The organism is Burkholderia sp. BCC1640 (assembly GCF_902833125.1).
GTDB classification, from domain to species: Bacteria; Pseudomonadota; Gammaproteobacteria; order Burkholderiales; family Burkholderiaceae; genus Burkholderia; species Burkholderia diffusa.
The window spans coordinates 86,241-105,952 of the sequence record NZ_CADFEF010000002.1 but is presented as its reverse complement, the minus strand read 5'-3'; the positions used below and the strand labels follow the sequence as shown (position 1 = coordinate 105,952).

At 68.7% G+C, this 19,712-nt stretch carries 17 protein-coding genes; 7 read left to right on the top strand and 10 right to left on the bottom strand.

Features of this window, described 5'->3' with window-relative positions:
- Positions 1-56 precede the first annotated feature (56 nt).
- Positions 57-488 (bottom strand): CBS domain-containing protein, encoded by a 432-nt coding sequence (locus HWX25_RS02915; protein WP_059525418.1) that lies wholly within the window; start codon positions 486-488, stop codon positions 57-59.
- Between the two features lie 340 nt (positions 489-828).
- A complete protein-coding gene (locus HWX25_RS02910; RefSeq protein ID WP_175906983.1) occupies positions 829-1,077 on the bottom strand; it encodes a hypothetical protein in 249 nt (82 codons plus the stop codon).
- A gap of 141 nt (positions 1,078-1,218) precedes the next feature.
- On the opposite strand from HWX25_RS02910, the gene HWX25_RS02905 reads away from it, so the two are divergent.
- The 5 genes from HWX25_RS02905 to HWX25_RS02885 all read left to right on the top strand — a co-directional run bounded on the left by HWX25_RS02905 (position 1,219) and on the right by HWX25_RS02885 (position 7,307).
- Positions 1,219-1,518, top strand: a complete 300-nt coding sequence (locus HWX25_RS02905; RefSeq protein ID WP_059525422.1) for a hypothetical protein — start codon at positions 1,219-1,221, stop codon at positions 1,516-1,518.
- 300 nt (positions 1,519-1,818) lie between these two features.
- Positions 1,819-2,130: a hypothetical protein gene (locus tag HWX25_RS02900; protein ID WP_044843100.1), complete on the top strand. Its 312-nt coding sequence runs from the start codon at positions 1,819-1,821 to the stop codon at positions 2,128-2,130.
- A 206-nt stretch (positions 2,131-2,336) separates the two neighbouring features.
- Positions 2,337-3,215: a MipA/OmpV family protein gene (locus tag HWX25_RS02895; protein ID WP_059690225.1), complete on the top strand. Its 879-nt coding sequence runs from the start codon at positions 2,337-2,339 to the stop codon at positions 3,213-3,215.
- Positions 3,216-3,315: 100 nt separating this feature from the next.
- The gene (locus tag HWX25_RS02890; RefSeq protein WP_175906981.1) at positions 3,316-5,010 is read left to right on the top strand and encodes a VRR-NUC domain-containing protein; all 1,695 of its coding nucleotides are present in this window, start codon (positions 3,316-3,318) and stop codon (positions 5,008-5,010) included.
- Positions 5,007-7,307, top strand: a complete 2,301-nt coding sequence (locus HWX25_RS02885; protein ID WP_175906979.1) for an ATP-dependent DNA helicase — start codon at positions 5,007-5,009, stop codon at positions 7,305-7,307. Before HWX25_RS02890 ends, HWX25_RS02885 begins: the two co-directional genes overlap by 4 nt.
- Positions 7,308-7,346: 39 nt before the next feature.
- On the opposite strand, the gene HWX25_RS02880 is transcribed toward HWX25_RS02885, so the two are convergent.
- The 3 genes from HWX25_RS02880 to shiA form a co-directional block, all read right to left on the bottom strand.
- On the bottom strand, positions 7,347-8,117 hold the full coding sequence (locus HWX25_RS02880; RefSeq protein WP_059525428.1) for an IclR family transcriptional regulator C-terminal domain-containing protein: 771 nt from the start codon (positions 8,115-8,117) through the stop codon (positions 7,347-7,349).
- A 267-nt stretch (positions 8,118-8,384) separates the two neighbouring features.
- On the bottom strand, positions 8,385-9,686 hold the full coding sequence (locus HWX25_RS02875) for a UDP-N-acetylglucosamine 1-carboxyvinyltransferase (RefSeq protein WP_175906977.1): 1,302 nt from the start codon (positions 9,684-9,686) through the stop codon (positions 8,385-8,387).
- Between the two features lie 209 nt (positions 9,687-9,895).
- Positions 9,896-11,203, bottom strand: coding sequence for a shikimate transporter (gene shiA / locus HWX25_RS02870; RefSeq protein ID WP_175906976.1), 1,308 nt, complete (start codon positions 11,201-11,203; stop codon positions 9,896-9,898).
- A gap of 356 nt (positions 11,204-11,559) precedes the next feature.
- Between shiA and HWX25_RS02865 the strand changes: the two genes are divergently transcribed.
- Positions 11,560-12,687, top strand: a complete 1,128-nt coding sequence (locus tag HWX25_RS02865; RefSeq protein ID WP_175906975.1) for a VOC family protein — start codon at positions 11,560-11,562, stop codon at positions 12,685-12,687.
- A 29-nt stretch (positions 12,688-12,716) separates the two neighbouring features.
- On the opposite strand, the gene HWX25_RS02860 is transcribed toward HWX25_RS02865, so the two are convergent.
- The 5 genes from HWX25_RS02860 to HWX25_RS02840 all read right to left on the bottom strand — a co-directional run bounded on the left by HWX25_RS02860 (position 12,717) and on the right by HWX25_RS02840 (position 18,048).
- Positions 12,717-13,952 carry an NADH:flavin oxidoreductase gene (locus HWX25_RS02860; protein WP_175906974.1) on the bottom strand — a complete coding sequence of 412 codons (1,236 nt, stop codon included), beginning with the start codon at positions 13,950-13,952 and terminating at the stop codon, positions 12,717-12,719.
- Between the two features lie 104 nt (positions 13,953-14,056).
- The gene (locus tag HWX25_RS02855) at positions 14,057-15,391 is read right to left on the bottom strand and encodes a type II toxin-antitoxin system HipA family toxin (protein ID WP_175906973.1); all 1,335 of its coding nucleotides are present in this window, start codon (positions 15,389-15,391) and stop codon (positions 14,057-14,059) included.
- Positions 15,392-15,393: 2 nt separating this feature from the next.
- Positions 15,394-15,816: a helix-turn-helix transcriptional regulator gene (locus HWX25_RS02850; protein WP_059819071.1), complete on the bottom strand. Its 423-nt coding sequence runs from the start codon at positions 15,814-15,816 to the stop codon at positions 15,394-15,396.
- 172 nt (positions 15,817-15,988) lie between these two features.
- Positions 15,989-17,113, bottom strand: a complete 1,125-nt coding sequence (gene ribBA, locus HWX25_RS02845; RefSeq protein WP_175906972.1) for a bifunctional 3,4-dihydroxy-2-butanone-4-phosphate synthase/GTP cyclohydrolase II — start codon at positions 17,111-17,113, stop codon at positions 15,989-15,991.
- The gene (locus HWX25_RS02840) at positions 17,110-18,048 is read right to left on the bottom strand and encodes an alpha/beta hydrolase (protein ID WP_175906971.1); all 939 of its coding nucleotides are present in this window, start codon (positions 18,046-18,048) and stop codon (positions 17,110-17,112) included. The genes ribBA and HWX25_RS02840 overlap by 4 nt, the downstream gene beginning before the upstream one ends.
- Before the next feature lie 281 nt (positions 18,049-18,329).
- Between HWX25_RS02840 and HWX25_RS02835 the strand changes: the two genes are divergently transcribed.
- Positions 18,330-19,520, top strand: coding sequence for a LuxR family transcriptional regulator (locus HWX25_RS02835; RefSeq protein WP_059525725.1), 1,191 nt, complete (start codon positions 18,330-18,332; stop codon positions 19,518-19,520).
- Positions 19,521-19,712 lie beyond the last annotated feature (192 nt).

Sequence of the window (19,712 nt, the reverse complement as noted above, 5' to 3'; positions counted from 1 at the left end):
CTGTTCGAAGCGGCGCGGCGCACACGGCGCGCGGGCAGCGCGGTTGGGGTGGCCGCTCAGCGGCGGCGCGGCAGGGACACATCCTCGAGCGTATTCGCCAGCTCGTCGCGTGCCGGGCCGCCCGCGCGCGTCGCGATGTCGCCGAGCGACACCATGCCGACGATCTGGTGGTTGGCGTCGAGCACCGGCATCCGATGCAGCTGTATGTCGGCCATCCGCTGCTGCACGTCGCCGACGCCGTCATCCTCGACGCACCACTGCACCGGCGCCGAGGCGACCACTTTCACGGGGGTGTCGGGCGGATGCCCGTGCGACAGCGCGCGTATCGCGAGGTCGCGGTCCGTCACGATCGCGACGAGCCCGCTGCCGTCGCACACCGGCAGCACGCCGATGTCGAAGCGCTGCATCAATTCGGCTGCATGGCGAATCGTGTCGGTGGGCGCGACGCACACTACGTCGCGCGACATGATTTCATTGACGCGATACATGAACGCCTCCTTCGTGAGGGAGACGATGCGGAAGCAGGACGCGTGCCGCGTTCAATCGACAGGCGCGGGACCTGCGCAGCCGTGCCACGGAGAAATTTGCCAGCCGGGTTGTACATCTTCCACGGCGGCAGCCGTGGCCGGGCCGCGTGCCGCGCTCAGTGGCCGACCCCCGTCATCACGACGATGGCGAGGACCAGCGCACTCTCGATCGCGGCGAGCGCTGCGACGCCCGCGGCGCCGCTGACTTCGTGCCATGCACGTTCAATGCGTTTCATCATTTCACTCCGGTTGTGCCGGCCCGTCGCCACGCTGCCGCGCATCGCGGGCCGGGGTGCCGCCGTCAGCCGTGATCGCGGGGCGGTGGCGGGGCGTCGGGCGCGCGACGGTCGCGTTCGCCGGACGGCTTGCCGGGGTCGATGCGGGTCGCGCCGCCGACGGCGGGCGGATCGCTGGCCGGGAATGTCTCCTCGAGCCCTTCGTCGATGCGTTTCTCCGTCTTGTCTTCGGACGGTTTGCGCGACGCGGCCAGAGAGAGCGGGCCGGCAGCCGGTGACACGGCGCTGCGGCTGTCGGGGGCGGATGCGGTCATGATCGAACCTCCTTACGGGTACGACGGCCGCAAGCGCCGTGCCTGCGCGGCAGGGGCGGCATGACGCTTGCAGTCGTCGAGGCGGCCGGACGGGCGCAGATGCGGGCGGCCCGCCGCCTGTGTGGACGAGAGGACATCGTGATGATTGAACCCAGGAAAAGGATACGTTACGACGCGAACGTGTGCGGCGGCGATTTCCGCGATGTGCGCGAACGGTTCGACACGTGGAAGCGTGAGTCGCGGATCCATCGGCCCGAGCGGCGCGTGTTCGACGGGAAGGACGAAGTCCGCGAGCTGAACCATACCGTCTACGCGGGGCCGGAAAGCGCGCAGCGGGCGCTGGTCGCGCGATGCGCGCCGTCCGATCCGTTCGCGCTTGCGGTGCGGCTCGCCGCCGAAGGGCGCACCTTGTGGCTGGTGATGGCGGCATACGACGCATGACGGCGTGCGCGGTTGCGCCGCCGGGCAGGCACACCGGTTGCGCGCGCTCGCCGCGCCAATCGACACGCGCGAGCCGCCGCGCAGGAGTGACATGAGCATGCGATCCACGCTGCACCGACCCGAGCCGACGCCCGACGTCGATCCCGACCCGGCGCTGCCCGAGCACGACGATCCGTTCGATCCGCCCGTGCCCCCGGGGCTGCCGCAAGGCGATCCGCCGTCGCAGCCGCCGCCGATGCGAATGCCGGGCGGGCGCAGCCAACCACGGCCGGCCGCGCGATCACTGAAAGGAGGACCATCATGGACATTCACGTGCAATCGCCCGACAAGCGCGCGATCGCCCAGGTGCTGGGCCGCTATTTCGAGTCGCGTTCGCTGCGCTATCACATCGAGGAGTTGCCGGGCGGCGTGCTGCATATCGGTTTTCGCGCGAGCGGGCGCCCGGTTGCCGTCACCGTGTCGTTCGACGACACGGCCTACGACACCTACACGCACTGGGACGCGAGCCAGAAGCAGCTCGCGCTCGGGCGTCTCGCCGACGGCTTCTCGCGCATGATGGCGAAGCGCAGTCCGGCCGCGCTGGCCGGCGACTATCACGTCGAGCGTTTCTGATTCCGCAATCCTGCGCCCGTTCGTACCGAAAACCGGCAAAGTGCCCGTGCTCAACGGGCGCTTTGCGGCTACGCGCGCGTCGCGTAGGATGTTCACTATTCAGCGCACGCTACGTTCGCGCCGTCGGCTGCCTGCCGTTGCAGCCGATCGGGATGCGACGCGCTTTCCCTCAGGTTCGTTTCATGCAACCGACGGAGACCGCCTTGATGACCGTTGCCCGCCCGTTGTTGTCGCCCGGCGCTCGCCGGTTCGTGTCCGGCCTGTCGGCCTTCGCCGCGCTCGCAGCGGCGGGTGCGCGCGACGCGTCGGCGCAGACGCCTTCGCCGCTCGGCGAATGGCAATACTCGGCGGGCGTTCCGCTGCAGAAACTGTTCAGTCCGACGGTCCCGACGTGGCAGGTCAGCGTCGGCGCGGCGATGACGCTCCAGCCGCGCTACGCGGGTTCCGACCGCTACCGCGTGATGGGCGGCCCGAATGTCGACGTGCGCTATCGCGACCTGTTCTTCCTGTCCACGGGCGAGGGGCTCGGCGCGAACGTGCTGCGCGGGCCCAACTGGCGAGTGAGCCTGTCGGTCGGCTATGACCTCGGGCGCCGCTCGGCCGACGACCTCGACCACCTGAACGGGCTCGACAACATCAACGCGGCGCCGGTGATGAAGCTCGCGGCCGATTACGTGATCTCGAAGGAATTTCCGCTCGTGCTGCGCGCGGATGTCCGGCGCAGCATCGGCGGCTCGAACGGCTGGGTCGGCGATTTCTCCGCGTACATGCCGATGCCGGGCAGCAACGAACACTTCTTCTGGTTCGCCGGGCCGACGGTGTCGTTCGCCGATTCGCGCTACATGAACAGCTGGTTCGGCGTGAATGCGGGGGCGTCCGCCCGTTCGGGGCTGCCGACCTATTCGTCGGGCGCGGGGATGAAGTCGTTCGGCGCGGGCGTGACGATGGTCTGGTTCATCGACAAGCACTGGTTCGTGACGATGGACGGCGCGATCGAACAGCTCGTCGGCCGCGCGCGGCGCAGCCCGGTCACGCAGCAGTCGACGAATGGCGTGTTCGACATGTCGGTGAATTACCAGTTCTGATCCGGACCGGCGGGGGCAGCCGTGCGCGGCGCGGCATGCGGTATTTTTCGTCACATTTGATATGATTCCGACCTGTACAAACGTACAGTGATCGATCCCCGTGACGCCTGCATCGCCGACGCCCCCGGCGTTTTACTACCTGACCAATTTCGAACGCGCGCTGGCCTGGCTCGGCGAGCGCTACGACGACCTGCTCGATGCGCGCGAACACGCGTTCCTTCGGGATTTCGCGCAGTTGCCAAAAGCGTCGCGCGCGTTGCTCGTGCGGATGCTGATGCGCAGCGGGTCCGACTTCCGCGCGAGCAAGCTCGTGTACGACGAGATCGGCAGCACGCTCGACGCCGCCGCGCCGCTCGTCGAACTCGGCTGGGTCGATCCGGCGCCCGCGCTCACGCTCGACGAGCTGTTCGCGCTGTCGACCAAGGCCGACCTCCTGAAGGTATTCCCGTCGCTCGCCGCGCACGCGGGCGAGCGCAAACCCGACTGGCTTGAGCGGCTGCGGCCCGCGCATGACGTGGCGCAGCCGCTCGACGCATGGTGCGCGCAGGCCGACGATCGCGTGCTGCGCGTGACGGTCGGCGCGCTGTGCGACCGGCTGCGGTTGATGTTCTTCGGCAATCTTCATCAGGACTGGAGCGAATTCGTGCTCGCCGATCTCGGCGTGTTCCAGTACGAAAGCGTGCCGTTCGCGCCGTCGTCGCGCGCGTTCCAGCAGCGCGACGACATCGAGACGTATCTTGCGCTGCAGACCTGCCGCGAAGCACTCGATGCGTGGCCCGACGACCTGCCGTTCGACGCGCTGCTGCAGGCGATCGACGCGGTCGGCTGCGTGCAGCCGTGGCTCGCGACGCGCCGCGCGAAGCTGCTGTTCACGCTCGGGCAGACCTGCGAGCGGCGCGCCGACTGGACCGCCGCGCTCGACGCATATGCGCGCAGCGCGTGGCCGGGCAGCCGGCACCGGCGCATTCGCGTGCTCGAACGCTGCGGACGCGACGACGATGCGCTCGCGCTGGCACTCGAGGCGCGTGGCGGCTTCGAGAGCGACGAGGAGCGTCAGCGCGTCGAGCGGATGCTGCCGCGCCTGCAGCGCCGTCTCGGGCAGCGGGTTGAACGCGCGGGCAGCGCGCCGGACGTGCCGCGCGAAACGCTCGTGCTTGCGCGCCCTGAAGCGTTCGTCAGCGTCGAATACACGGTGCGCGACTACCTGGCGCAGCCCGACGCGCCGGTTCACTACGTCGAGAACACGCTGATCAATTCGCTGTTCGGGTTGCTGTGCTGGGAGCCCGTGTTCGCGGCCGTGCCCGGCGCGTTCTTTCACCCGTTTCAGCGCGGCCCGGCCGACCTGCACGCGCCCGATTTCGCGGTACGCCGCACCGCCGCATTCGCCGCGTGTTTCGCGCAACTCGATTCGGGTGCGTACCGCGACACGATCCGTCGGCACTACGCGACGAAGATGGGGCTGCAATCGCCGTTCGTGTTCTGGGGCGTGCTGACCGACGAACTGCTCGACGAGGCGCTGGCATGCCTGCCGGCCGAGCACCTGCGGCTGTGGTTCACGCGCCTGCTCGCGGATATCCGCGGCAATCGCTCGGGGCTGCCCGACCTCGTCCGTTTCTGGCCCGGCGAGCGGCGCTATGAACTGATCGAGGTGAAGGGGCCCGGCGACCGGCTGCAGGACAACCAGACGCGCTGGCTCGCGTACTGCATCGCGCACGGCATGCCGGTGCGCGTCGTCGATGTCGAATGGGCGAGCGCGGGCGTCCCGCAGGACGAGGCGGCGGGGTTGTCCGCATGAGCTATGTCGTCGCGGTGCGGGCGATGTGCGAGTTCACCGCGCGGCGCGGCGATCTCGACTTGCGCTTCACGCCCGCGCCGACCGCGCTCGAAGGCATCGCGGGTCACGGCGCCGTCACGTCGAAGCGCGGCGCACGCTACGAAACCGAGATTCCGCTGACCGGCACGTGGGGCACGCTCACCGTGCGCGGGCGCGCGGACGGCTACGATCCCGTCGCGAACCGGCTCGAGGAGATCAAGACCTATCGCGGCAGCCTCGACGCGATGCCGGCCAATCATCGCGCGCTGCACTGGGCGCAGGCGAAGGTCTATGCGCACCTGATGTGCGACGCACGCGGCCTCGCGGAAATCGACGTCGCGCTCGTGTATTTCGACATCGTGTCGGAGCGCGAGACCGTGCTGACGGAGACGCTCGGCGCAAGTGCGCTCGCCGCGTTCTTCGCCGAACAGTGCGCGTGCTTCGTCGGCTGGGCCGAGCGCGAGACCGCGCATCGCGCGGCGCGCGATACGGCGCTGCGCGCGTTGACGTTCCCGCACGGGCAATTCCGCAGCGGTCAGCGCGAGCTGGCCGTGTCCGTCTATCGCGCGGCGCGCGACGAACGCTGCCTGATGGCGCAGGCGCCGACCGGCATCGGCAAGACGCTCGGCACGGTGTTCCCGCTGCTGAAGGCATGCGGCGAGGGCGAGCTCGATCACGTGTTCTTCCTGACCGCGAAGACGCCCGGCCGGGCGCTCGCGCTCGAAGCGGCGACTACGCTCGGCGCCGGCACGCCGGCGCTGCCGCTGCGCGTGCTGGAGCTCGTCGCGCGCGACAAGGCGTGCGAGCATCCGGATCGCGCGTGTCACGGTGAATCGTGCCCGCTCGCGCAAGGCTTCTACGATCGGTTGCCGGCGGCGCGCGACGCGGCGATCGGCGCCGGGCTGCTCGATCGCGATACCGTGCGCGAGGCGGCCCTCGCGCATGACGTCTGTCCGTACTACCTCGCGCAGGAGCTTGCGCGCTGGTCGGACATGATGATCGGTGACTACAACTACTACTACGACGGCAGCGCGATGCTGCATACGCTCGCGCTGCAGAACCAGTGGCGCGTCGGCGTGCTCGTCGACGAGGCGCACAACCTGCTCGATCGCGCCCGCAAGATGTACAGCGCATCGCTCGACCCGTTCGCGTTCGCGGCCGCGCGCGAAGCGGCGCCCACGGCGCTGCGCAAGGCGTTCGACCGGCTCGCGCGCGCGTGGGGCACGCTCAATCGCGCACAGGCCGAGCGCTATGCGGCGTATCCGGAGATTCCGGGGCCGATCGTGACGGCCGTGCAGAACCTCGTCGCGGCGATCGGCGAACACCTGACCGATGCGCCGCGTGCGAACGGCGATGCGCTGTTGCGCTTTCATTTCGAGGCGATCCAGTTCGGTGTGCTCGCCGACGCATTCGACAGCGCGTCGATCTTCGACGCGACGCTGTACGGCGAGCCGCTGCCGCGCCAGTCCGGGCTCGACGGCGTCGCGCCGGCCGCGCGCCGGCGCCGCATCCAGTCGACGCTGTGCGTGCGCAACGTGATTCCGGCCGGCTTTCTCGCGTCGCGCTACGAAGCCGCGCGCGCGACCGTGCTGTTTTCCGGCACGCTGAGCCCGTTTCATTTCTATCGCGACACGCTCGGACTGCCGGCCGACACGGGCTGGCTCGACGTCGACGGACCGTTCCGTGCCGAGCAACTGACCGTGCGCGTCGCGAGCCACGTGTCGACGCGCTGGCGCGACCGCGACCGTTCGCTCGAACCGATCGTGGACCTGATCGCCGCGCAGTATGCGACGCGGCCCGGCAACTACCTCGGTTTTCTCAGCAGCTTCGACTATCTCGGGCGCGTCGTCGCGCTGATGCAGACGCGCCACCCGGACGTGCCCGTATGGGCCCAGGCGCCCGGCATGGCCGAAAGCGAGCGCGACGCGTTTCTCGCGCGCTTCGACGCGGGCGGGCGCGGGGTCGGCTTCGCGGTGCTGGGCGGGGCGTTCTCGGAGGGCGTGGATCTCGTCGGCGAGCGGCTGATCGGCGCGTTCATCGCGACGCTCGGGCTGCCGCAGGTCAACGACGTCAACGAACAGATGCGGCGCGCGATGGATGCGCGTTTCGGCAACGGATACGACTACATGTATCTGTACCCCGGCCTGCAGAAGGTCGTGCAGGCGGCCGGGCGCGTCATCCGCACCGAACATGACGAGGGCGTCGTGCATCTGATCGACGATCGTTACCGGCGGCGCGAGGTGCGCGATCTGTTGCCGAGGTGGTGGCGGATCGGGTGACCTGCCGGACGGGCGTCGTGCGCCCGCTTGCGCGAATTCTTAAAGCACGTTCAGCATCGCGAGCGCGGCTTCCTGCAGATGCGGCAGCACGCGCCGCACGGCCGCGTCGGTCGACTCCGCACCGATCGGCATGTTCGTGCTCAGCGCGGCGACGACTTCGCCGTGACGGTTCTTCAGCGGCACCGCGATGCCGCGCACGCCGACCTGCAGTTGCTGCTCGATCACCGCGAAGCCCGCGTCGCGCGCGTGGTCGACCTGTTCGAGCAGGCGTGCCTTGTTGGTGATGGTGTGCGGCGTGAAGGGCGCGAGCTCGGTGGCGTCGAGCCACGCGCGGACGGCCTCGCGATCCGGATGATGCGCGAGCAGCACGACGCCCGGCGACGTCAGCGGGGCGGGCACGCGCGCGCCGAGCACGAAGCCGGTCGTCATCACGCGCGACACGCCGTTGCGGGCGATGAACACGAGTTCCCAGCCATCGAGCACGCTCACGTACGCCGATTCGTTCAGCGACGCGCTCAGTTGCTGCAGATAGGGCTGGACCGTGCGCGGCAGGCGCGCCGAGTCGAAGTACGACCAGCCGACCCGCAGCACGCGAGGCGTGAGGCCGTACAGCTTGCCGTCGGTGTACACATAGCCGAGCGATTCCAGAGTCAGCAGGTAGCGTCGCGCGGCCGTGCGCGTGAGACCGGTGCGGGCGGCCGCCTGGGTGGGCGTCATCCGCGCGTGCTGGCTGTCGAATGCTTCGAGGATCATCAGGCCCTTTTCGAGGCCGGCAATCCAGTCGCGTCGGTCGAGGTCGGGCTTTTTCATCGTCGGTGGCGCACGGGTGGGCGCGCGGTGTTCGCGCGGGAATGCGCGATTATCGCGCAGTCCGAAATCGCGCGAAAGCGATCGACGGACGTGCGATGGGTGACGAAGAGGGGGAATGTGCCGGGCGGCGACGGTACGGCCGGTTGGAACCGGTGGCCGCTGTCCTTGTTCGTCAGGGGTGCGCGGCGGATTGCCGGGGCGTCCGGTGAATGCGGGGGAGGCAGGATACGCGGCGCGGACATTGTCCACGCCGCATCCGGATCGACGTTACTCGCTGCTCGTCCACTCGACGTTCGCCCCGACCGAACGCAGATTTTCGACGAAATGCGGGTGCGCGCGGCGGATCGGCAGCGCGTTCATGATTTCGGAGCGCCCTTCGATGCTGGCGGCCACCATCAGCAGCGCGATCGCGACGCGGATGATGTACGGGCTCTCGACGCGCGCCGGCGTCAACTGCAGCCCGCCGAACGTGATCAGCCGGTGCGGATCGGACAGCAGCACGTGCGCGCCGAACTTCGACAGTTCGCCGGACCAGCCGAGCGCGCCGTCGTAGACCTTGTTCCAGAACATCGCGCTGCCTTCCGCGCGCACGCCGAGCGCGATGAAGATCGGCAGCAGGTCGACCGGCAGGTACGGCCACGGCGCGGCTTCGACCTTGGTCAGGATGTTTTGCGTGAACGGCCGCCGCACGCGCAGCGGGCCGTCGCGTTCCGCGCGCGACCAGCCGTCGCGGTGCGTGACGGTCACGCCGAACTTCGCGAATGTGCGGTCGATCAGCGGGAAATGCTCCGGCGACGAGTTGCGCACGGTGATGTCGCCGCCCGTGATCGCGCCGAGCGCGAGGAACGTCGCGATTTCGTGGAAATCCTCGGCGAAGCGGAATTCGCCGCCGCCGAGCTTGCCGCCGCCCGTCACGCACAGGCGCGACGTGCCGATGCCTTCGATCGCGACGCCGATCATCGCGAGGAACTGGCAGAACTCCTGCACGTGCGGCTCGGACGCCGCATTCATCAGCGTGGACGTGCCGCCTGCCGCCGTCGCGCACAGCGCGAAGTTTTCGGTGGTGGTCACCGATGCGTAGTCGAGCCAGTGATCGTTGGCGGTCAGCGGGCCGTCGGCACGGACGATCAGCGAATCGGGCGTGCGCTGGATGTGTGCGCCGAAGCGCTCGAACACTTCGACGTGCGGATCGATTTCGCGCACGCCGAGCGTGCAGCCCTTCACGTCGTTCTCGAGGCGCGCGACGCCGAAGCGCGCGAGCAGCGGCGGAATCAGCATGATCGACGAGCGCATCGCCTCGGGCAGGCGGTGCACGGCCGGGTCGAACGTCGTGTGGCGATGGTGGAGATCGAGAATGCCTGTCGTGAAGTCGACCGACACGTCGCTGCCGAGCGTGCGGAAGATGTCGAGGATCTTGCGCACGTCGGTGATGTCAGGCACGCCGACGAGGCGCAGCGGCTGATCGGTCAACAGGGTGGCGCACAGAATCGGCAGGACGGCGTTCTTGTTCGCGGACGGCTTGATGTCCCCGCGCAGCGGAGTGCCGCCGTGGACGATGAGATTCGACATGATATGGGGGCGTATCTGTGACTGACGTAGGCCCATATGATGCCATTGGTCGGCGGGTGGTGTGGAATGTTCAGAGGGGAAAAGGGGCTTCTGCCCGCGGGATTGACCGTGTTTGACGTTGGGCGGGCGCGATCCGCTTGCTCGGCCGGCGACGGCAGCCGGTGCGGAAACGGCCGGCGCGTATCGCGGCCGGCCATCCGGTCATGGCATCACTGCGCCGCCCGCATCCGCGCGGCGACCACCAGCGAGATCAGGCAGCCCACCGCGAGATAGCCGGCGACGAAGTGCCACGAACCGCCGGCCATGCTGACCAGCGCCACCGCGATGAACGGCGTGAACCCGCCGCCGACGACGCTCGCGAACTGATAGCCGACGCCCGCGCCGCTGTAGCGGTATTCCGCACCGAACAGTTCGGTGAAAAGCGGCTGCTGGACGCTCACGACCATGTCGTGCGCGGCATTGGCGAGCAGGATCGAGAAGACCACGATCCACGCGATCGAGCGCGATTCCAGCGCGACGAAGAACGGCACCGCCGACGCCAGACCGATCAGCGCGCCGATCAGGTAGATGCGGCGCAGGCCGAAGCGGTCGGCGAGCCACGCGAAGCACGGGATCGTCACGCAGCTCACCGCGCCGACCAGCAGGCCGATGTTCAGGAACAGGTCGCGTGACATGCCGAGGTTCGACGTCGAATAGCTGAGCGCGAATGCGGTGACGATATACATCGTGAACAGCTCGGCGAGCCGCAGCGCGACGATCAGCAGGAACGCCTTCGGATGACGCGTCAGCGCCTCCAGCACCGGCAGGCGCAGCTTACGGTTGCCGTGTTCGACCTTCTCGACGAACTCCTGCGACTCGTCCATGCTCTTGCGGACCCACAGCCCGATCAGCACCAGCACGATGCTGAACACGAACGGCAGGCGCCAGCCCCACGACTTGAACGCGGCCTCGCCGAGCGTATGGCTCAGGATCGACACGATCCCCGTCGCCAGCACGAGGCCGACGCCGTAGCCGACCTGCACGCCGCTGCTGTAGAACGCCTTCTTCTGCTTCGGCGCGCTCTCGACGGCCATCAGCGCCGCGCCGCCCCATTCGCCGCCGACGGCGAAGCCCTGGATCGCACGCATCAGCACCAGCAACACGGGCGCCCACCAGCCGATCGTCGCGAAGCTCGGCAGCAGACCGATCGCGACGGTCGACAGCCCCATCAGCATGACGGTCAGCACGAGCATCCGCTTGCGGCCGAGCCGGTCGCCGTAATGGCCGAACACGACGCCCCCTAGCGGGCGGAACAGGAAACCGACGCCGAAGGTCGCGAACGCCGCGAGGGTGCCCATGGTCGGGCTGACCTTCGGAAAGAATTCGGAATTGAAGACGAGTGCGGCGACGATCCCGTACAGCAGGAAGTCGTACCAGTCGACGACGGCGCCGACAAAGCTGCCGATCGCGGCCTTGCGCGCCTGGCTGCGCGCGCGGGCGCCGGCAGCGGCGTCGAGGGTGTCGAAGGTTGGGGTCATGGCGATGTCTCCTGGCACGGCGCATCGTGGAATCGTGGCGGCGCCGCGTCCGATGCTGCATTGAAGTCGATGAGTGAACGGAGAATAGGGCGCACGCCGCACGGCGGCAATTGGCCGATCGGCCAAAATGCGCGATTATCGTTCAGTTGTGTGCGATTATCGAACGCTTTCCGGGTTTGCACTAGGCGCGGCACCCATATCCCGTTCAGCCAGGGTGTGCCGCCGTGAACGATCTGGTTAAAATCGGGACCATCAAAACCTCGCCCGAATCGGGCGGATGTCCGGCCGTCACATCGGTCGGGCGTGCCGCGCGAGCCGGGCGTCATCCCATCGACCGCATGCCTCCGGAGACTGGAATGCCCGGCAATTCCCACCCCCTGTCCAGCGATACGCCGCCCGTTGCCGATCCGGCCGCCAATCCGCTCGGGATGGCCGGACTCGAATTCGTCGAGTTCGCGGCGCCGGTGCCGGACGCGCTCGCGCAACGTTTCGAGCAACTCGGCTTCAAGGCGATCGCGCGCCATGTGAGCAAGAACGTCACGCTGTACCGGCAGGGACAGATGCAGTTCCTGATCAATGCCGAGCCCGATTCGTTCGCCGCGCGCTATGCGGAGGAATACGGGATGGGCGTCTGCGCGATCGGGCTGCGCGTGGCGAGCGCGCGCCGCGCGTTCGAGCGTGCGATCGAGCTCGGCGCGTGGGCGTTCGAGGGCGAGCGGATCGGGGTCGGCGAGCTGAAGATTCCCGCGATCCAGGGGATCGGCGATTCGCACCTCTATTTCGTCGACCGCTGGCGCGGGCGGGACGGCCAGCGCGGCGGCGTCGGCGACATCTCGATCTTCGACATCGATTTCCGGCCGATCGACATCGCGACTGCCCATACCGATGTCGAGTGCGTCGGCACGGGCCTGCAGCAGGTCGACCACTTCACGCAGACGGTCGGCGCGGGGCGCATGCGCGAGTGGCTGGACTTCTATCACGACCTGCTGCACTTCCGCGAAATCCATGAAATCGACGCGCACTGGCATGTGTCGGAAGAATCGCGCGTGATGGTGTCGCCGTGCGGCGCGGTGCGGATTCCGGTCTACGAGGAAGGCACGCGGCGCACCGAGCTGATGCACGCGTATCTGCCCGACCACCCGGGCGAAGGCGTCCAGCACGTTGCGCTCGCGACCGACGACATCCTGGCGAGCGTCGATGCGCTGCGTGCGAACGGTGTCGAATTCATCGAGCCGCCTGCGCGCTATTACGACGAAATCGATGCGCGGCTGCCGGGGCACGGCGTCGATCTCGATGCGCTGCGCCGCCGCGCGGTGCTGGTCGACGGCGAGATCGGCAGCGACGGCGTGCCGCGCCTGTTCTTCCAGACCTTCGTGAAGCGCCGGCCCGGCGAGATCTTCTTCGAGATCGTGCAGCGGCAGGGGCACCACGGATTCGGGGAAGGGAACCTCGCGGCGTTGGCCCGCGCCCGCGACGCCGGCTGAGCGGCAGGCGCACGATCGGCCGCGTAACCTCAAGCGCCCACGGCCGGCACGCGGTTCGGCGCCGGGTCGTTCGGTGCCTTGAGCACGCACGCGGTGCCGCCCGGCGTGTACATCGACACGACGCAGCGGTTGCATGACGTGCAGCCCGACTGCGCGAGCCGGCCGTCATGCAGGCCGTTCACGAAATCCGGCTCGAACACGAGCGCGCGGGCAAGCGCCACCGCGTCGAATCCTTCGCGCATCGCCAGCGCGACGTTCTCGCGGGAACGCACGCCACCGAGATACGCGAGCGGCATCCGGACGGCCGCGCGCACCTGCTTCGAATGCTCGAGGAAATACATCTCCTGAAACGCGCCCATCTTCGGCTCGGTGAGCTTCTGCAGCGCCATCGCGGCGCGCACGATCGCGTTGTCGGCGTTCGCGCGCGCATCGCCGGGCAGCGGGCTGCCGAACAGCTGCCACACCGACTCGACGTTCATCCCGCCGCTCAGCACGAGCAGATGCGCGCCCTCGGCCTCGAGCCGCCGCGCGATCTCGCACGCGTCGTCGGCGGTTCCGCCGCCGCGCACGCCTTCGGTCACGCCGATCTTGCAGACTACGGCGAGATCGCGGCCGACCGCGTCGAGCACGCGGCCCAGTACCTCGACGGGAAACGCCGCGCGGCGCGCCGCATCGCCGCCGTACGCGTCGCGACGACGGTTGTACAGCGGCGACAGGAACTGGCTCAGCAGATAACCATGCCCCATGTGGATCTCGACCGCGTCAAAGCCCGCGTCGCGCGCATGTCGCGCCGCCCGGGCGAATTCGTCGGCGATCGCGGTCATCTGGTCGCGCGTCATCGCCTGCTTCAGGAAACGGCCGCTCATCACGCCGACCTTGTTGAAGCCGCCCGATGCGCTCAACGGCCGTTTCGTCGACAGCGACGGCAGGAACGTGAAGCAGCCGCCATGCGTGATCTGCGCGGACGCCGCCGCGCCGTGACGATGCACCGCGTCGGTCAGCGCGCGGAATTGCCGGACCGTCGGCGCATCGAGCCGCGCCTGGTCGACGAACGTGCGGCCGTCGTCGCTGACCGCACAGTACGCGACGGTCGTCAGCGCGGCGCCGCCTGCAGCGATGCGCTCATGAAACCCGACGAGCGCGCGCGACGGCACGCCGTTCGGCGTCATCCCTTCGTTGGTCGCGGATTTGATCAGCCGGTTGCGCAGCGTCAGCGGGCCGATCTGCAGCGGGCTGAATGCGGTATCGAGCGTGGCGGGTTGCATGTCGGGTGGGCATCGGGAATGGGCACGGCGACCATTGTGCCGAGTCGGTGCGGGGCTGCATCGTCCACGTGGACGACCCGCCGCCGGGGCCGTGCCCGCACCGCCTACTCGGCCGTCCTCAGCTTGCTCGCCTGACGACGCATCCCGTCGAAGATCGCATCGGCCACGTCCGCCGGGAAATCAGCCGGAATCCGCGACGCGACGGTCGCGATCACCGGTTCGGTGCGCGCGGCCACATCGGCCATGGCCGTGCGCACGTCGTGTTCGGTCAGACCGACGCGCGCGCCTTGCGCGATCCAGTGACGCGGCTGGATGTCGCCGATCACGTAATGGCGATTCTTCCCGCACACGGCCATCGCGAGCCGTGCGCGTCGCGGCGGCAACTGGTTGCGTCGCGTGCCGATGATCGGATGCGCGGACAGCACGTCGTACAGCGGCGTGCTGCGATACGTGTTGCCCGGCAGGTGCGCGATGCTGAAATTCTTCGCGTGGCCGTCGATGGCCGCGAGTACCCAGAACACGAGCTGCGTAACGAAGAAATTCCTCCGGTCCTGCGCGGCATCGGCGGAATTCGCGAGGATGCCCATGATCGTCGCGATGCCCGGGCCGCCGTCGGATTCGTATTTGGCGCCCGACGGCGTGCCGGTCGCCTGGCACATGTCCTCCTGCGGCAGCCGCAGGATCCACGTGCCGTCGCGGGACGGGCGGCGGTCGAAGCGCTCGACGATCAGCGCCTTCTGGTCGTCGAACCGGCCGATGTCGCACGCGGCGACGGGCAGGCCATACGCGGCGACGATCTTCGAGCACAGCCATTCGTTCTCGACCGACGTGCGCATGTCGGCCTGCATGTTTCCGACACGCCCCAGCGGCAGCTTGAAGATATGCGTGGTCGGTGTGCTGCCGGCCGGCAGCAGCCAGCGCTTGCCGTCGCGCAGCAGCGCGGTCTTTTCCTGCGCGCCGGCGATCGACAGGCGCAGCTCGCCGTCCGGCTCCGCGTGGCCGGGCAGCGGCGCGGCGGTCGCGTGGCGCAGCACGTCGGCCACGGCCGCGTCGTCGAGCGCGGTGCCGTCGATCGATTCGAGGTCGACCGGGGTTTCGTCGGGCGGCAGCAACTGCAGCGCCCCGACGCAATCGCGGCCGATCGACGCGAGCAGTTCGAACGGCGCCGTCGATCCGAGCCGGTAGCGCTGCGCGATGCGGCGGCGGATCGGCTGGCTGTCCGGCAGCAGGTTGTCGAAGTAATCGGCGACGATCGCGCCCTGATGCGGCTGGTTGCCCGGCGTGAACGGCAATGACAGCGACAGCGGACGGCCTTGCGGATCGTCGACCCACGCCGGCAGATAGACGAGGCGCTCGACGCCGCGCCGGGCTTCCCAGTATCCGACCGGGATGCCGTTCATCCAGAGGTCGAGGCGGTCGTGGCGGGGGCGGCGGGCCATCGTCACCAGTCCTCCCGCGTGGGGTTCCGAGATTTGCCGGGTGTCGCCGCGGCAGGCCGTTTCCGCGCGGCGGCGGATGGAGCCTTCGCGGCGGCCGGCGGGCGGGCCGGCACATCCGACGAACCGGAGGAGCCGGACGACCGGCCGCGCGCGGCCGGTGCGCGCTTGAGCGCCGGCGCGGTGTCGTCGGGCGCCGTTGTGTCGTCCGGGGTGCCCGGCACGAGCGTCAGGCGAACGCCGAGCACGTTCAGCACCTTGAAAAGCCGTTCGATGCTGACCGCGGACGGATTGGCTTCGAGCTGCGCGTACGACTGTTGCGTCACGCCGAGGCGGGCGGCGAGTTGCGCCTGCGTGAGCCCCGCCGACTTCCGGAAGCCGACGAGGATCGGGCGCAACTGGCTCAAGGTCTGGACTGGGAATGCCATGGGCTCTCCGCGAAATGACAGGCGATCGCTTGTAATCGAAAAATACAGTCTATGGTATGTATCGTCAAAATACAAACCCAAGACTGTAAATCATAAAAACAAACGATAGCCTGTCACGCGGAAACCCGTGGATCGGTGAAAGGGCCTGCGGCGTGCGTTCGTCAGCCCGCCATCACGCCACCCGCAGCGGGCTGGCGTGGGCGGCGCGCGCGCTTTCCGGATCGTCGTCGCCGAGCGGGATGAACGCCATGATTTCCAGGTCGTGCCCCGACAGCGCCGGCAGCCGGAACGGGCTCGACAGCACGTTCAGCCGCCGTACGCCGAGGTCGCGCAGGATCTGCGATCCGATCCCCGTCACGCGGCCGTCGCGGCGTGCGTGGCCGGCGGGCGTTCGCATCGCGTCGCCGCGCATGTCGCAGTCGAGCAGCACCGCGACGCCGCAGCCGGCCGCATCGATCCGCTGCAGCGCCGCGTGCAGCGGCCACGAATGCGCGGACGGCTCCGCGTCGAGCAGGTCGAGCAACGAGTGGCATTCGTGCACGCGCGTCAGCACGGGCGTCGACGGATCGGGCTCGCCTCGCACCAGCGCGAGATGCGGCGCGCCATGCACGGTGTCGCGATATTCGATCGCGCGGAATCGGCCCCACGGCGTATGCAGCGGCCGTTCGCCGACACGTTCGACGAGCGACTCGTGCTCGCGGCGGTAATGGATCAGGTCCGCGATCGTGCCGATCTTCAGCCCGTGATGCGCGGCGAACGTCTGCAGCTCGGGCAGCCGCGCCATCGTGCCGTCGTCGTTCATCACCTCGCAGATCACCGACGCGGGCGTGAGCCCGGCAAGCGCCGCGAGATCGCAGCCGGCCTCGGTGTGCCCCGCGCGCACCAGCACACCGCCCGAGCGCGCGGCGATCGGAAACACGTGGCCGGGCTGCACGAGATCGTCGGGGCGCGCGCCTGCACGGACTGCCGCGCGGATCGTCCGCGCGCGATCGGCCGCGGAAATGCCGGTCGTCACGCCTTCGGCCGCCTCGATGCTGACGGTGAAAGCGGTGCCGAACGGCGTGCCGTTGTGATCGGCCATCGGCGGCAGGCGCAATTGCTCGCAACGCTCGGCGGTCAGCGTCAGGCAGATCAGCCCGCGCCCGAAGCGCGCCATGAAGTTGATCGCGTCGGGCGTCACGTGATCGGCCGCGATCACGAGGTCGCCTTCGTTTTCGCGATCCTCTTCGTCGACGAGCAGGACCATCCGCCCCGCGCGAAGCTCGTCGACGATTTCCAGCGTGCTGGCGAGCGTCATTGCACCTCCGTCGCGTCGAATGCGCGACGCAGCGCATCGGCGCCGAAGGTCAGCGCGCGATCGGCCGCGTCGACCGCGCCGAGCATGCTCGCGAAGCCGTGCAGCTGGCCCGGCCAGCGCACGAGCGAGACCGGCGTGCCGGCCTGCGCGAGACGCAGTGCATACGCTTCGGCCTCGTCGCGCAATGGATCGAATTCCGCGCTCACGATCGTGGCCGGCGCCGCGCCCGACAGATCCGCCACGGCGAGCGGGCTCGCGAGCGGCGATGCGCGGTCGGCGTCGTCGTCGAAATACTGGCGCTTGAACCAGCGCATCGCGTCCGCCGTCAGGAAATAGCCTTCACCGAGCGATTCGTATGACGGATGCTCGGTCGCGCAATCGACGACCGGATACAGCAGCAACTGGTGCGCGATCGCGATGCCCGAGCCGCGCAGCTGCAATGCGGCGACCGCGGCCAGGTTGCCGCCGGCGCTATCGCCGGCCACGGCGATCGCACCGGCGCGCGCACCGAGATCGCGCGCACTGGCGGCGGCCCAGCGCACGGCATCGCATGCGTCCTGCGCGGCCGCCGGGAAGTGCGCTTCGGGCGCGAGCCGGTAATCGACCGACAGCACGAGCGTGCGCGCCCGTCCGGCAAGACTGCGGCACAGGTTCGCGTGCGAGTCGATACCGCACGCGACGAAGCCGCCGCCGTGGAAAAACACGGTCAGCGGCAACGGCCCGTCGGCATCGGGCCGATACAGCCGAGCGGACAACTGACGACCCGGTGCCGGGATCTGCCAGTCCTCTTCGGCGGCAATCGCGTCGCCGGGCGCGAACGCGCTGCCGCCGGCGAGGCTCGCGCGGTACGCGGGCACGGTCAGTTGATCGAAATCGATCGCGGGCGCTTGGGCGAGCGCGGCGAGCAGCGCCTGCGCCTGAGGGTCGAGCGGCATTGGAACTCCTGTCTGAATCGGATGCGGTCTGAATCAGGTAAACCCGCATCGCGGTTTTCCCTGAGCCCGCGCCGGACGCTTGTCGGCACGGCCTGACGGGCATTCCAGCGCAGCGGGCAGGGCGCCACATCATCCGATCGGACGATGGTTCGCGCGTCCGATTGGCCAAAGCTCACCATTCAGTGAATGTCCCGATGACGCCGGAATTAAGACGCGTCTTAATCATGGCGGCGCGGATGAATCGCACCGACCACAAGTTGCATGGAGGATGGAGCGTGCTGATGGAGACGAGATGGGCTCCGCAAGAGAGCCAGTCAACAAGCGAGGAGGCCGACATCGGCGTCGCGGATTTCAGCGAGCTGATGGCGCGCATCTACCAGGGACCGTTGGAAACGCCGCCGTGGGCGGGGGCGCTCGAGCTGGTTCGCCGGTTGCTGCAGGCCAACTACGTGACGCTGATCCTGCGCGCGGCCGCGAGCGACCGCCGCGCGCCGCTGTCCGTGCACGCTTCGGAATACGGCCCGGTCGTGCCGGGTGACGGCGAGGCGTCGTACAACAACTACTACTATTCGCTCGATCCGTTCGTCGGCCTGCCGGCCGATCGCGTGGTCACGGTCGACGACGTGTTCGGCGACACGGGCTGGCTGTCGAGCGAGTTGTACAAGCAGTTCCTGAAGCCGCAGGACGTGCGCTACATCCTCGGCGCGGACCTGCGCACGCCGTCGGGCGTCGAGTGCCGGTTCCGCGTGTGCCGCAACCATGCGTCGAAGCAGTTTTCCGCGCGCGACAAGGCGATCTGCGCGCTGCTGCTGCCGCATCTGAAGCGCGCGGTCGAGCTCCATTCGCGGCTCGACACGGCCGAGGTCGAGCGGTCGATCTACGCGAACGCGATCAACCGGATGCAGATCGGCACGATCACGCTCGACGAGAACGGCACGATCATCGACATGAACAGCGTCGCCGACGAGATCCTGAAGCAGAACAACGGTCTGACGATTGCGCGCGGCACGATCGAGGCGACCGATGCGCAGGAGAACCGCACGCTCAAGCGGCTGATCCGCCACGCGGTGATGGGACATCACGGCACGGCGGCGGCGACCGTCGAGGCGATGCCGATCACGCGCAGTTTCGACAAGCCGCGTCTCGGGCTGCTGGTGCGCACCGTGCTGCTGTCCGACTGGTCGGAGGACAACAAGCGCCGGCCGGCCGTCACGCTGTTCCTGCGCGACCCGGACCGCAAGCCGCAGGGCGCGCAGGAAATCATCCGCAAGCTGTTCGACCTGACGCCGGCCGAGACGTCGCTCGCGCTGCTGCTGACGAACGGGCTGACGCTCGAGGAAGCGGCGGAGGAGTCGGGGATCAGCAAGAACACGGCACGCACGCACCTGCGCGCGATTTTTTCGAAGACGGGCGTGACGCGCCAGGCGACGCTCGTGCGGATCCTGCTCGGGAGCGTGGTGCCGCTCGGTTGATCGGAGCGGCACGTCGTAGACAGCCGCATTGGGATCGTGCGGAGCCGTTTGCCGATACATCGACCGCGGTCGGCGCGTGCGGTACGTTGCGGCGATCACGGCATCATGAACAAGAGGCTCGCGCAGTGCAGGCCTCTTTCATTTCATGCGCAGTCACTGGCGGGCATCGAGCATTTCGAGTCACCACGCCTA